This is a genomic window from Streptomyces sp. CGMCC 4.7035 (genome assembly GCF_031583065.1).
Taxonomy (GTDB): Bacteria; Actinomycetota; Actinomycetes; order Streptomycetales; family Streptomycetaceae; genus Streptomyces; species Streptomyces yaanensis.
Map to the genome: position 1 here is coordinate 4298118 of NZ_CP134053.1, position 13034 is coordinate 4311151.

General features: G+C 69.9%; 11 protein-coding genes and 1 riboswitch. Of the genes, 8 read left to right on the forward strand and 3 right to left on the reverse strand.

The window, feature by feature from the left end; translation table 11 throughout:
- The first annotated feature begins 34 nt into the window (after positions 1-34).
- The 5 genes from Q2K21_RS18485 (at position 35) to Q2K21_RS18505 (ending at position 5012) form a co-directional block, all read left to right on the forward strand.
- Entirely contained in the window at positions 35-1093 is a 1059-nt protein-coding gene (locus Q2K21_RS18485) for an NAD-dependent epimerase/dehydratase family protein (protein ID WP_310772251.1), read from the forward strand.
- Between the two features lie 139 nt (positions 1094-1232).
- The gene (locus Q2K21_RS18490; RefSeq protein ID WP_310772253.1) at positions 1233-1910 is read left to right on the forward strand and encodes a hypothetical protein; all 678 of its coding nucleotides are present in this window, start codon (positions 1233-1235) and stop codon (positions 1908-1910) included.
- 173 nt (positions 1911-2083) lie between these two features.
- Positions 2084-2329: a ferredoxin gene (locus tag Q2K21_RS18495; RefSeq protein ID WP_310772256.1), complete on the forward strand. Its 246-nt coding sequence runs from the start codon at positions 2084-2086 to the stop codon at positions 2327-2329.
- Positions 2319-3713 (forward strand): NAD(P)/FAD-dependent oxidoreductase, encoded by a 1395-nt coding sequence (locus tag Q2K21_RS18500; RefSeq protein WP_310772258.1) that lies wholly within the window; start codon positions 2319-2321, stop codon positions 3711-3713. Before Q2K21_RS18495 ends, Q2K21_RS18500 begins: the two co-directional genes overlap by 11 nt.
- A 63-nt stretch (positions 3714-3776) precedes the next feature.
- Positions 3777-5012, forward strand: a complete 1236-nt coding sequence (locus Q2K21_RS18505) for a cytochrome P450 (RefSeq protein ID WP_310772261.1) — start codon at positions 3777-3779, stop codon at positions 5010-5012.
- A 54-nt stretch (positions 5013-5066) separates the two neighbouring features.
- On the opposite strand, the gene Q2K21_RS18510 is transcribed toward Q2K21_RS18505, so the two are convergent.
- From Q2K21_RS18510 to Q2K21_RS18520, 3 genes are all read right to left on the reverse strand, one after another.
- Positions 5067-6428 carry an NlpC/P60 family protein gene (locus Q2K21_RS18510; protein ID WP_310772265.1) on the reverse strand — a complete coding sequence of 454 codons (1362 nt, stop codon included), beginning with the start codon at positions 6426-6428 and terminating at the stop codon, positions 5067-5069.
- A 7-nt stretch (positions 6429-6435) separates the two neighbouring features.
- A riboswitch (cyclic di-AMP (ydaO/yuaA leader) is annotated at positions 6436-6608 on the reverse strand.
- A 247-nt stretch (positions 6609-6855) separates the two neighbouring features.
- The gene (locus tag Q2K21_RS18515) at positions 6856-8733 is read right to left on the reverse strand and encodes a glycoside hydrolase family 15 protein (protein ID WP_310772268.1); all 1878 of its coding nucleotides are present in this window, start codon (positions 8731-8733) and stop codon (positions 6856-6858) included.
- 381 nt (positions 8734-9114) lie between these two features.
- On the reverse strand, positions 9115-10104 hold the full coding sequence (locus Q2K21_RS18520) for a magnesium transporter CorA family protein (RefSeq protein ID WP_310772270.1): 990 nt from the start codon (positions 10102-10104) through the stop codon (positions 9115-9117).
- Positions 10105-10388: 284 nt separating this feature from the next.
- Between Q2K21_RS18520 and nhaA the strand changes: the two genes are divergently transcribed.
- The 3 genes from nhaA (at position 10389) to Q2K21_RS18535 (ending at position 12867) form a co-directional block, all read left to right on the forward strand.
- Positions 10389-12269 carry a Na+/H+ antiporter NhaA gene (gene nhaA / locus Q2K21_RS18525; RefSeq protein ID WP_310772273.1) on the forward strand — a complete coding sequence of 627 codons (1881 nt, stop codon included), beginning with the start codon at positions 10389-10391 and terminating at the stop codon, positions 12267-12269.
- Between the two features lie 125 nt (positions 12270-12394).
- Positions 12395-12559: a 50S ribosomal protein L33 gene (gene rpmG, locus Q2K21_RS18530; RefSeq protein ID WP_310772276.1), complete on the forward strand. Its 165-nt coding sequence runs from the start codon at positions 12395-12397 to the stop codon at positions 12557-12559.
- Positions 12560-12606: 47 nt separating this feature from the next.
- Entirely contained in the window at positions 12607-12867 is a 261-nt protein-coding gene (locus tag Q2K21_RS18535) for a type B 50S ribosomal protein L31 (RefSeq protein ID WP_310772279.1), read from the forward strand.
- The last annotated feature ends 167 nt before the right edge of the window (positions 12868-13034 follow it).

The window sequence follows — 13034 nt, forward strand, 5'->3', positions numbered from 1 at the left end:
ATGGTGGGCTGGGCCGGGACCGAGGAGTGACAGCGTGGGCGAGGACGCGGCGACGACCGTTTTGGTGACCGGGGGCAGCGGGTTCGTCGGAAGTCATCTGGTACGGCGGCTGCTGGAGCGGGGCTATCGCGTGCACACCACGGTGCGCAGCGCCGCGAACCCGGCCAAGGCAGGGCCGCTGCGGGAGATGCAGGCGGCGTTTCCAGGCCGGCTCGTCCTGTTCGAGGCCGACTTGCTGAAGGAGGGCTCCTTCGACGAGGCGATGAGCGGCTGCCGTGTGGTCTTCCACGTGGCGTCGCCCTTCTTCGTGCCCGAGAAGATCAAGGACGGCCACAAGGACATGGTCGAGCCTGCGCTGCTCGGCACGCGCAATGTGCTGGCGAGCGTGGAGAGGTCGCCGGCGGTCGTGAGGCTGGTCCTCACATCCACCGTGGGCGCGGTCTTCGGCGACTACATCGACGTCCGGGACATGGACGACGAGGTCCTGTCGGAGAAGTACTTCAACACCACCAGCACGGTGGAGAACAATCCGTACCACTACGCGAAGACGCTCGCGGAACGCGAGGCATGGGCGGCGGAGTCGGCCCAGGAACGCTGGCGCATGGTGTCCGTGAACCCCGGTCTGATACTGGGCCCTTCCCTCACCCCCGCGTCGGAATCCGGCAGCCTGTTCCTGCTCGACGAGCTGTTCAAGGGCTACTTCTTCTACGGCGCCCCGGACTTCAGCTTCACCACGGCCGATGTGCGCGAGGTGGCCGATGCGCACATCGCGGCGGCGGAGAACCCGGCGGCGAAAGGCCGGTACATCGTCGCGGCGGAGACGATGACCTCCTTCCACGAGATGTCGCGCATCATCCGGACCCGGTACCCCCGCGACCTCCGCCTCCCGCGCACCGCACTCCCGCACTGGCCGGTACGCGTCCTCGGCCCGGCTTTCGGCCTGACCCAGGACTACATCCGCAAACACCTCGGCATCCGGTTCCGGGTGGACAACAGCAGGAGCGTGCGGGAACTGGGCATCACCTACCGTCCGATCGAGGAGACCGTCCTGGACCACTACGAGGCGTGGCGGCGGCAGCGCGAGGCGAACTGAACACCCGCCTGCCCCGGGGACGCGGCGTGCGCGGGACGGCGACAGACCGGATCTGCCGTTCGGCCGCTTCCCGGTGGCGGCGTCCCCCGGGCGGCGGCTTGCTGGGAGCAGGGGCCGCCCGAGAGGAAGCAAGCCGTCCATGGAGCAGACCGAGCCGGGCAGGCAGCCGCTGCAGACCCCGCGGGCCGCAGGGCTTGCGGGGGTCCTGTTCGCGCTGCTGCTCGCGGCGGCCATCGTCCTGATCCGGCTGGGGATTCCCCAGCACGCCGACGAGACCACCGCCGACGGGTTCACCGACTCCGCACGGCGCACCGCGGTGCGGATGGCACTCGCTCTCGTGCCGTTCGCCGGCATCTTCTTCCTGTGGTTCGTCGGCGTCATACGGGCCCATATCGGCGAGGCGGAGGACAAGTTCCTGGCCACCGTCTTCCTCGGCAGCGGACTGGTCTTCGTGGCCACCCTGTTCGGGGCGGCCGCGGCGGCCGGCGCCGTGCTCGCCACCGCGAGCCCGTCCGGCACCGCTCCCGCCCTGCCCACCTGGGACTTCGGCCGCCACTTCGCGTACACACTGATCATCGGCTACGCGATGCGGATGGCGGCGGTCTTCACCTGCTCCATGTCGGTGATCGGGCATCGCCTCGGCGTCCTGCCGCGATGGCTCACCCTGCTCGGTTTGCTCACCACCCTGACGCTGCTCTTCGTCTCGACGAGCGTCCCCTGGTCCGAGCTCGTGTTCCCGGCGTGGTCGCTGATCGTCAGCGCCTACATCCTCGCGGTGGGCCGCCGTACCCGGCCGGTCACCGCGGCGGCGTCATGAGCGGGATCCGGGTTCCGGGCCCGCACGGCCGGTCACTCCTTCGGCGCGCCTCGGCGAGCGTGGGCCTCGCCCGGCCTCCGATGCTGGCATCGGGGGAGATGACCGCCGTCCGAGGACGCCCGCCGATTGGGTGCCGCTCAACGGACCTGGCCGCCGGAAGGGGCGGAGCGTTGATGAGGCTTGTCGTCGATCTCAACAAGTGCCAGGGATACGCGCAGTGCGCGTTTCTCGCGCCGGATGTCTTCGCCATGCACGGTGAGGAGTCACTCGTCTACAACCCACGGGCCGAGGAGGAGCTGCGGGAGAAGCTGGCGCACGCCGTCGCGGCCTGCCCGGTGCAGGCCATCACGGCCGAGGGGCCGGCCGGCCCGGGCCACACGCCCGGCGAGCCAGGGCAGGAGAGGTCCGATGGCCGCTGAGGACTTCCTGGACTGGCTCAGACGCGAGGGCCGGATCGTCATCGTGGGTGCCTCACTGGCGGGCCTGCGGGCTGCCGAGACGCTGCGCGCCGAGGGCTTCGCCGGTTCCCTCACCATGATCGGTGACGAGCCGTACGAGCCGTACGACCGGCCGCCGTTGTCCAAGGCGGTCCTGCTGGGCAAGGCGTCCCCGCACCACACGGAGCTGCCCCGGCGCCGGGAGATCGACGCGAAATGGCGCCTCGGTGTGGCGGCGACCGGCCTCGACATGGGGGCCAAACGGGTGCGGCTGGCCGACGGGGACGAGGTGGAGTACGACCGGCTGCTGATCGCGACCGGAGTACGCGCCAGGCCCTGGCCGAAGGAGGCGGAGGCACAGCTCGACGGGGTCTTCGTGCTGCGGACCCGCGACGACGCGGTCGGACTGCACCGGCGGCTGAAGGCCTCACCGCGCCGGGTGTTCGTCATCGGCGCCGGGTTCACCGGTTCGGAGATCGCCTCCGCCTGCCGGGAACACGGCATCGAGGTCACCGTGGCGGAGCGCGCGGGCGCGCCGCTGGTGGGTGCCCTCGGCGGGGTGGTCGGCGCCGTGGCCGCGGAGTTGCACCGGGACAACGGTGTGGATCTGCGCACCGGCGTCATGGTCACCGCTCTGGAGGGTGACACGGTGGGCCGCGTGCGGGCCGCCCATCTGTCCGACGGCAGCGTCATCGAGACCGACCTCGTGGTCGTCTCGCTGGGCGCCACGCGCAACACCGACTGGCTGGCGGGATCCGGGCTCGGCGCCGGCCCCCGCGGCATCGCCTGCGACGCGGGCTGCCGCGCCTTCGACTTCCGGGGCATCGTCACCGACGACATCTTCGTCGCCGGCGATGTGGCGCGGTCCCCGCATCCCCTCTTCGGCTATCAGTTCCTGTCTCTCGAACACTGGGGCAACGCCATCACCCAGGCGGAGATCGCCGCACACAACATGATCAGCGCCAGTGCCGAGCGCCGTCCGCACATGTGGGTGCCCGCCTTCTGGTCGTCGCAGTTCGGAGTGAACATCAAGTCGGTCGGCGTCCCGTCCATGGGCGACCAGATCATGATCACTCAGGGGTCGCTCGCCGAGCGCCGGTTCATCGGGGTGTACGGCTACCAGGGCCGGGTCATCGCGGCCGTGAGTTTCGACAACACGCGGTGGCTGGAGTTCTACCAGCGGCTGATCGAGACGGCCGCGCCGTTCCCGGTGGAGTTCCCGACGGTGGACCGCCGTCCCGAGGGCCGGCAGCCGATCCCGTCCGACTTCCCGGACCCGTCCCTGCCGACCCACGGACCTACCGTGACCCTCAGCGGTTACTCGCCGTCCGACCGGCACCTGGTCTTCACCCCGGCCCGCCACTGATCGCCGGCCCGCTCCGCACCCGCCTCTACGCCTCCACGGACCTCCACGCCCCAAGGACCCCTCATGACGCACGCCTCGCTCCTGCGCCGGATCACCGACTACGCCAACCGCGCCAACCCGTATCCGCTGTACACGGAGCTCCGCAAAACCCCGGTGCTGCACGAGGAGGACGGCGGGCCGTACCTCGTCAGTTCGTACTGGGACATCGAGAACCTGCTCCACGACCCGCGGATCAGCTCCGACGCCGCCAACCTCGCCGCCGCGGGCGCCGACGAAGCCGGCGGGATCGAGCAGACGGGGCTGCCGCCGAGCTTCATCCGGCTCGACCCGCCGGAGCACGACCGGCTGCGCCGCATCGCCAACCGTTCCTTCGGCCCGCCGCACAGCCCCCGCCGGATCGACTCCATGCGCGGCGAACTCGCGGAGATCGTCTCCGGTCTGATCGACGGTCTCGCAGACGCGCAGCAGATCGACCTGGTGGACCAGTTCGCCTACCCCTTCCCGGTGACCGTGATCTGCCGGCTGCTCGGGGTGCCGCGCGAGGACGAGCCGCGCTTCCGTGCCTGGGTCGATCCGCTCGTCGCCAGTCTGGATCCGGACACGAGCGGGAATGACACCGAGCGAAAGCGTGCCGCGCAGGAGGCACGCATGCAGCTGGGCATGTACCTGGCGGGGCTGGTCGAGCAGCGTCAGAAGGAGCCCCGTGACGACATGCTGTCCGAGCTGGTGACGAGCCATGGCCCGGACGGTCCCATGACGATGATGGAAGTGCTCAGCACCGCGGTGCTGCTGCTGATCGCGGGTCACGAGACGACGGTCAACCTGATCACCAACGGCATGCTCACCCTGCTGCGCCACCCGGAGATCCTGCAGCGGCTGCGCGAGGACCCGGGTCTGGCCGTCAATATCGTGGAGGAACTGCTGCGTTACGAGCCGCCGGTGCAGCTCGTGCCGCAGCGCACCTGCATCGCGGACATCGAGGTGCGCGGGGTCACCATTCCCAAGGGGTCGAGGATCTGGCTGGTCCTCGCCGCGGGCAACAGGGACCCCGAGCGCTTCCAGGACCCCGACCGGTTCGACCCGGACCGATCGGACATCCAGCACCTCGGCTTCGGCAGCGGCATCCACAGCTGTTTCGGCGCGCCACTGGCCCGGTTGGAGACGCAGATCGCGCTGACCGAACTGGCCCGCAGACTCGACAATCCCCGCCTGGTCGAAGACCCTCCGCCCTACCGGCAGAACGCGGTGCTGCGCGGGCCACGCCATCTGAACATCGGCATGGACGGTGTGCGCCCGTAGGTCGTCTTCCTGCTACCGACTCCCGGGGACTGTGGCAGGAACCCCCTCCCGGGCTCAGGCGGGTCGTGCCGCGCTGTGGATGGCCGACTGCCCGGCGTAGAAGATCGACTCCTCGCGGATGGAGGCCCCCGGGCTCGGAGCGTGGATCATCATGCCGTTACCGGTGTAGATGCTGACGTGGCTGACGGTGTCGTAGAAGAAGATCAGGTCCCCTGGCTGGAGGTCGGTGAGGGGGATCGCCGTGACCGCGGCCGCCTGATCCTGCGCGGTACGCGGGAGGACGACCCCGGCGGCCCTCCAGGCGGCCTGGGTGAGTCCTGCGGCGTCGTACGAGTCGGGTCCGCTCGCGCCCCAGACGCACGGCCGGCCGATCTGCGCGCGGGCGAAGGCGAGTGCCTTCGCGGCCTTCTTGTCGTACCCCGACTCCTGTACGACGGCGGTGACGGCCGGGGTCTCGGCGGCGAGGGGAGCCGCGGTGGCGACGGGAAGGCCCGCGCCGAAGGACATGCCCGACATGTCGGTGCCCAGGATGTCCGGCTGTTGCGGCTGCCGCCACTGCTCCTCGCCGAGCAGGCGGGCCGGTTCCTCCGGGACGCGCCAGGCGTCCTCGGCGGGCCGGGACTCGATCGGCATCGGCTGCGCGGAGTGCTGTGCGGCGCGCCTGGACAGCAACTCCCGGGCCACGGCGAACTTCTGCTGGTTCTGCTCCTTGGTGCCGCTCAACCTGGTCGGCCGCGGCTGGGCGACGGATGCGGGCAGGGCCCTGGGGGCCTCCTGCGGCGTCTGGGGCGCGACCGGCCATGCGGCCAGGGGGTCGGCGGTCAACTCCGCCACGGGTCCGGCAGTCAACTCCGCCACGGGTCCGGCAGTCAACTCCGCCACGGGTCCGGCAGTCAACTCCGCCACGGGTTCGGCAGTCAACTCCGCCACGGGTCCGGCGGTTGATCCCACCGGGGGTCCCACGGTCAGCTCCGCCACGGGCCCGGCGGTCAACTCCGCCACAGGACGGGCGGCGGCCGCCCCGGCGGCGGGCCCGGCCGTCAGCTCCAGGAGAGGCCGGTCGGTCGTCTCCCGGCCCCGGCCGAGGAGGTCGTCCACCGCACGCCGCGTCGGGCTCGTGGGCCCGGCGGGGAGCTCCGGGGGCACTCTGTCGGCGGGCAGCACGGCCGGAACGGTGGGACCCAGCTTCGCGCGCGCCGCGTCGAACCACTGCCTGGCGACGTTGTCGAGGGACGGGTCGGAGCGCCTGCGGTCCCTGTTGAACCCGGGGTTGGGGCCTCGGCGCGCTCCGCCTGTCATCATCGCGCGGGTCGCGTTGTAGGTGCCGCTGTCGGTCTCGGCCCGGTCGTAGAGCGACCGGATCCGCTGCTGGACCTCTTCGCGGCTCGGTCCGGGCGGGGACTGCTCCGGCGCCATGGGGAGGTGCTCCTTCCGTACTCCGCCTACCGGGTTAGCTGTCGGGTTCGGGCGGACTGCTGCGGAAGGTGTGCCCTACGGCCGTTGCCCGCTGGGCAGTTGGGCCGATTCACCCCATGGTCGGTTGGGTCCCCGGCTCCGGCCGCTGCTGGGGTGCACCGGACTCGGCGGAGGCTGCGCGACCCGGCGAGGTTCGCCGGAGGGAGTCGTGCGGCCTATCCGCCAACCTAGCCAACTTGTGTGCCTTGTGTGAAGGTTGAAGCGCCAAATGTCCGATACGTGATTGTGACTTTCATCGTGACGCCTGAAACGGCCCGCATCTGACAGGGAGTCACAGAACCGCCAGGGGAATGATTGACGGGGGAACCAGTGGCCGACGGAAAACCTGGCGCCTGGATGCCGTCCAGGCTCAGCGCGCGGGGACCATTCACGCCTGCCGGATGCGCCACGGGGGTGCTTCCTCGTCCTCCCGTCGGGTCGCTGTCCGGTCGGTGGCCTCGTCGAGGGCCTCGTCGAGAGACGAGGCGGCCATGATGAGTGCCAGGTGGGTGAAGGCCTGGGGGAAGTTGCCCAACTGCTCGCCGCCGGGGCCGATCTCCTCGGCGAACAGGCCGACATGGTTGGCGTAGGTGTGCATCTTCTCGAACGTGTAGCGAGCCTTGCCCAGTTGGCCCGAGCGGGCCAGAGCATCGACGTAGAGGAAGGTGCACATGCTGAAGGTGCCCTCGCAACCGCGCAGTCCGTCGGGCGAGGCGGCCGGGTCATAGCGGTAGACGAGGCTGTCGGAGACCAGTGTGCGGTCGATGGCGTCCAGCGTGGACAGCCAGCCCGGACTCAGCGGACTGAGGAAGCCCACCTGCGGGAGCAGAAGCAGTGAGGCGTCCAGGACGTCATCGTCGTAGTGCTGGACCAGTGCCTGTTGCTCCTTGCTCCAGCCCCGTTGCATGACCTGGTCGAGGATGGCGTCGCGGGCGGCCGTCCAGCGCGCGGTATCGGCGGGACGGCGCCATTCGTCGGCCAGGCGCAGGCCGCAGTCGAAGGCCGCCCAGCACATCACGCGGCTGTAGGTGAAGTCCTTGCGGCCGCCGCGGGTCTCCCAGATGCCCTCATCGGGGCGGTCCCAGGCGTCGACGAGCCAGTCCAGGGTCTGGCTGAGCCCCTGCCAGCCGTGGTAGCCGATGTGCATGCCGACCTTGCGGTTCTGGGACAAGGCGTACATGGCCTCGCCGTAGATGTCGAGTTGCAGCTGGTCGGCGGCGGCGTTTCCGGCACGGACCGGGTAGGAGCCGCGGTAGCCCTCGAAGTGGTCCAGGACCTCCTCGGCCAGCCGCGGGTCGCCGTCCACCCGGTACATGATCTGGAGCGGTTCCCCGTCCGGTCCCGCACGGTCGTGCAGCCGGTCCCCCAGCCAGCGGGTGAAGGCGGTGGCCTCGTCGGTGAAGCCCAGGTCGAGCAGGGCGCGGACGGACAGGGCGCCGTCCCGGACCCAGGTGTAGCGGTAGTCCCAGTTGCGTTCGCCGCCGATCTGCTCGGGCAGGCCCATCGTGGCCGCGGCGATCGGGGCGCCGGTGGGGGCGTAGGTGAGCAGCTTCAACGTGATGGCCGAGCGGTGCACCACGTCCGGCCATCGGCCCCGGTAGCGGGAGGTACGCACCCAACGCTGCCAGAAGTCGATGGTGTCCCAGATGTCGCCGGAGACCTGTTCCTTGGTGGGAGGCGGTGGCGAGGCACCGCCCGGGCGGCAGACGGTGAAGACCGCGGCGGCGCCCTCGCCCTCCCGCAGGGTCACCTCTCCCGTCACGTCGTGGCCGTCGCGTTGCAGCGGGAACGTGCTGTGCAGGTGGGCGGTGAGGTCCGGGGCGTGGAAGGCCGCTCCGTCCTGGCGCAGATCGAGGTGGTGACCGGCGCGCGCGTAGTCGAAGCGGGGACGGCACTCCAGGGCGAAGCGGACCGTGCCGCGTACGGTCCGTACGGCCCGTATCAGTGTGTGGCGGTCGCCGGCCCGGTCGGACGGGTGCGCGGGCATGCAGTCGATCACCTCGCCCACACCGTCGGGTGACATGTACCGGGTCACCAGCACGGCGGTGTCCGGATAGTAGAGCTGCCGCCAGGACCCTCCGCCCCCGCCTTCCGGCGCCAACCGGAAATACCCTCCGCGATCGTGGTCGAGCAGGGCCGCGAAGACGCTGGGTGAGTCGAAGCGCGGAGCGGCGAACCAGTCCACGACGCCCTGAGCGGAGATCAGGGCCGCGGTCTGCAGATTACCGACCAGACCGTGATCGGCAATGGGCGGATAGCGATCCATGTCTCCAACTGTGCGACCTCGGGCGTCGGCGCGCGCGGTGAGTGGGCGCGGCTCCGTCTCGGCGCCCCGGGCGGACGCGGCTGGTCCGTTGGTCTGACAACGGGTCGGGCTGGAAACGAGTTTTGCTGCGCGTCGAGCGAGACCGGAAACGGTGTGGTCATCGATGATCGGCCCGCAAGACCCTCCTGGTCCCGGGCCGCGTTCCGGGGCGGCACCGACGGGAGGCAACAGTCCATGTGGACGGTGGTATGACGCTGTTCCCCGGCTTCGCCACGGGAGGATGACCGCGCGGCTCCCGAAGGCGGCCTCCCGCCGCGGCGTCCGCACCGCCGAAGGGTGCCGCGGTGGCCCGCGCGCGGCGAAAGACCGGCTCGCGCCGGCTCATCGGTCCTCGCCGCCGTTGTCGTCGTGCAGCTTCCGCCACAGGCGGGTGCGGTGCAACACGTAGAGGGCGATGAGCAGGACGATCGCCTGCAACCCCACGGCGAGCAGCCAGAAGACGACCTTGCTCTCCAACTCGTCGGTCATGTAGGTGAAGTTCATGCCGAAGAACCCGGTCAGGAACGACAGCGGCAGGAAGATCACCGACACGATGGCCAGCCGGTTGATCACACCGTTCTGCTCGCCGGACACGAGGGACGAGTAGCTGACGAAGGCACGCCGGGTGGCCTCCTGGGCCGACTCGATGTCTGTGAGCACCAACCTCGCATGGTGCTGGTACGCGCGCGCGAGCCGCTGCCGCTGCTCAGGGAAGCTGGGGTTCATCATCCTGCGCGTGAAGATCTCGTCCGTCACCTGGAGGTAGGGACGGAGCGTGTGATGGAGCAGCGCCGCGTGCCGTCGTAGACGTGCCAGGCGGTAGACCTGCTCGGGGTCCCGCCGCTGGAACATCTCGTCCTCCAGGTCCTCCACCTCCAGCAGCGCCCGCACGGCGGAGCGACGGAAGGTCTCCAAGGCCTCTTCCAGCAGCAGGAACAGCGTGGCTACGGTGTCGGGCGGCCTTTCGTGCCGCAACCGGGCGGTGAGACTCTCGATCGGTCCGAGCGGTCCTCGGTGAACCGTGACCACGTGCCGCTCGGTCACGAAGGCATGGACGTGGGTGACCCGGCCGGAGTCGACCAGGGGTACGACGAACCCGGCCCTGTCCCCGAGGAACTCGGCCCGCGCGGATTCGCCCTCCCTGCCCAGCCACGTCAGGTTCTCGGCCTCCAGGCCGAGCTGGTGGGCGACCGGCTGTTCGTCGGGCGGGGCCTCTTCGGGCAGCTCGATGTCCACGAACAGGAAGTGGGATGCCGCGAGACGCTCACGTGCCTCCGACACATGTGTCTGATCGACGATCCCCTCCGGCATCGACACCACCGATACGATCATCGTCCCTCGCTGCGGATCACGGGCTGCGGCCTTTTTCCACCCTGCGCACACCCCGAAGCCCACGCAACCGGTGACGAGTCGGCCTGCATGGGCCTGACCTGCGGTTCTCCTCGCCTCGGCCAAAGATCAACCACTGCCGGGGGAATGGCCGGCGGGGTTGCCGGTGTTGCCCGAATGACGAAACCCGAGTCACGGCGAGAGGTAGAAGTGAGCGACGTTCTTGCACCGTGTTGCCTACTACGAGGCCGTGCCGTCCAACGGTTCCGTCGAATGAGCGCGTGAGCATGGCCCTGGAACCCACCGACTTCACGGGGCAGTCCGCGTGCGCCGATGACTCCCGCTCCCCGCTGCGCGACTTCCTGCGCACCGAGACCGGGAGCGCCGCCGTCCTGGTGACGGCGACGATCGCCGCGCTCGTGTGGGCCAACGCGGCACCGTCCGTCTACGCGTCGTTGTGGCAGACGCATCTGTCCGTGCGGGTGGGCTCGTACGGGCTCTCCCTCGAGCTGCGCGAGTGGGTGAACAGCGGACTGATGACGCTGTTCTTCTTCGTCATCGGCCTGGAGGCGCGCCGCGAGTTCGACATGGGCGAGCTGCGGGACCGCAAACGACTGACACTGCCGCTCGCGGCGGGCGTCAGCGGCATGCTCGTGCCCGTCGGCATCTACCTGGCCCTCAACGCGGGCCATGGATCGGCGCACGGCTGGGGCGCGGCGATGTCCACCGACACAGCCTTCGCGCTGGGCATGCTGGCGGTCGTCGGGCGCCGTATGCCGGCCGGGCTGCGCGTGTTCATCCTCACCGTCACCGTCGTCGACGACTTCCTGGCTCTCGGTGTCATCGCCGTCGCCTACAGTGATCACCTCACCGTCCCGGCGCTGCTCGCGGCGCTCGGTACTTTCGCCGTCATCCTGCTGGTTCGCGCCCTCGGGGTACGTCGAGGTGCCGTCTACGCGGTGCTGGCGGTCGTCGCCTGGGCAGCCCTGCTCAAGTCGGGAGTGGACCCGGTGGTCATCGGTCTCGCCATGGGCCTGCTGACGTACGCGTATCCGGCGACGCGCAGCGACCTGGAGCGTGCGAGCGGCCTGTTCCGGCTGTTCCGCGAGCAGCCCACGCCCGAGCTGGAGCGGTCCGTGCGTCTGGGACTCGCCTCGGCCGTCTCTCCCAACGAGCGCCTGCAACGGATGTACCACCCGTGGGCCAGTTATGTCGTCGTGCCGCTGTTCGCGCTGGCCAACGCCGGCATTCCGATCAATGTCGATCAGCTGGGAAGGTCGTTCACCTCTCCCATCACCCTGGGCATCCTGGCCGGGTACGTCCTCGGGAAACCCGTCGGCATCCTGGGGGCGTCACTGCTGGCCACGGTGTTGAGCCGCGGCCGGATCCGTCCCCCGGTCGGCTGGGGAGCCATCGCGGCGGGCGGAACCCTGGCCGGGGTCGGGTTCACGGTCTCGCTGCTCATCGCGACGCTCGCCTTCGACGGCTCCCAGTTGGACGAAGCGAAGGTCGGCATCCTGAGCGCCGTGCTCTGCTCCTTCGTGGCCGGGCGGGTTGTCACCGGCGTCATCACGCTGTTTCCACGACGCTCCCAGCTACGGGCCCTGCTTGGGAAAGCGGAGACGATCGTCGACCTCGCGGTGCCGGTCGACCCGGACCGTGATCACGTACGGGGGCCACGACACGCGCCCGTGACCGTGGTGGAGTACGGCGACTACGAGTGCCCGTACTGCGGGCAGGCGGAGTCGGTCGTCCGCGAGCTTCTCGGGGACTTCGGGGACGTGCGCTACGTCTGGCGGCATCTCCCTCTGACCGACGTCCACGTACACGCCCAGCTGGCCGGCGAGGCCTCGGAAGCGGCGGCCTTGCAGGGGCGTTTCTGGGAGATGCATGACCTGCTGCTCAGCCATCAGGGCGCCCTGCGATTCGACGACCTGCGAGGGTATGCCGCGGACATCGGGCTCGACCTGGGACGATTCGAGCGCGACATGCGGGCCCACGCGGGTGCGGTGCGTGTCGCCGAGGACGTCGAGTCGGCGGATCTCAGCAGCGTGACGGGAACGCCCACCTTCTTCGTCAACGGACGCAGGCATCACGGCGCGTACGACATCGCCGGCCTGTCCGCAGCCGTACGGGCCGCTCGCGAACGTGCCGCCGTCGCCGCCTGACCCGCGTCCTGCCAGGCGGCGGGCCGGGTACGGCCGGGGAATGCGACGGCGAGGGGTGTTGTTGAGGGGGACATGGCTGACATGCACGGGTCAGGAGCCCGTGATGTGGGCGAAAGGAGCACCTCATGGCACGCAGCACAACGCGTCCCGTCGTCACCTTGAAGTCGACGGCCGGGACCGGCGTCACCTACGTGACGCGCAAGAACCGTCTCAACGACCCCGACCGGCTGGTACTGCGCAAGTACGACCCGGTGGCCGGGGAGCACGTCGCATTCCGCGAAGCACGCTGAACCGAGCGTCCGCCCTCCAGGCGGACGGTGATGAGGAAGGAAACGCCATGAGGACCGGTATTCACCCCGATTCCCGGCCGGTCGTCTTCCGTGACCGGGCCGCGGACGCCACGTTCCTGGTCCGCTCGACCGCGCAGTCGTCGAGGACGATCGAGTGGGAGGACGGCATCACCTACCCGCTGATCGACGTCGAGATCTCGTCGGCGAGCCATCCGTTCTACACCGGCACCTCGCGGGTCGTGGACACCGCCGGCCGTGTGGAGCGATTCGAGCGGCGCTACGGCCGCACGGCGTCGGCCCGAGGCTGACGCTCACCGGCACAGCGTTCGTCCCGTCGGCCCGGCCACCGCAATCAGCGGTGGCCGGGCCGACTGCCGCTGTGTGCGCGTAAGTTCTTTCGAATCAATCCCCCTCGGTGCGCAACCACCACGAGAGCCGGCCCCTCCTACCAGTCGAACGAACGCGAGTACTCAGG

Bases quoted from the DNA above. Each gene is read 5' to 3' on its own strand.
- Q2K21_RS18490 (WP_310772253.1), top strand. From the start codon at position 1,233: ATGGAGCAGACCGAGCCGGGCAGGCAGCCGCTGCAGACCCCGCGGGCC.
- Q2K21_RS18495 (WP_310772256.1), top strand. From the start codon at position 2,084: ATGAGGCTTGTCGTCGATCTCAACAAGTGCCAGGGATACGCGCAGTGC.
- Q2K21_RS18500 (WP_310772258.1), top strand. From the start codon at position 2,319: ATGGCCGCTGAGGACTTCCTGGACTGGCTCAGACGCGAGGGCCGGATC.
- Q2K21_RS18505 (WP_310772261.1), top strand. From the start codon at position 3,777: ATGACGCACGCCTCGCTCCTGCGCCGGATCACCGACTACGCCAACCGC.
- Q2K21_RS18510 (WP_310772265.1), bottom strand. From the start codon at position 6,428: ATGGCGCCGGAGCAGTCCCCGCCCGGACCGAGCCGCGAAGAGGTCCAG.
- Q2K21_RS18515 (WP_310772268.1), bottom strand. From the start codon at position 8,733: ATGGATCGCTATCCGCCCATTGCCGATCACGGTCTGGTCGGTAATCTG.
- Q2K21_RS18520 (WP_310772270.1), bottom strand. From the start codon at position 10,104: ATGATCGTATCGGTGGTGTCGATGCCGGAGGGGATCGTCGATCAGACA.
- nhaA (WP_310772273.1), top strand. From the start codon at position 10,389: ATGGCCCTGGAACCCACCGACTTCACGGGGCAGTCCGCGTGCGCCGAT.
- rpmG (WP_310772276.1), top strand. From the start codon at position 12,395: ATGGCACGCAGCACAACGCGTCCCGTCGTCACCTTGAAGTCGACGGCC.
- Q2K21_RS18535 (WP_310772279.1), top strand. From the start codon at position 12,607: ATGAGGACCGGTATTCACCCCGATTCCCGGCCGGTCGTCTTCCGTGAC.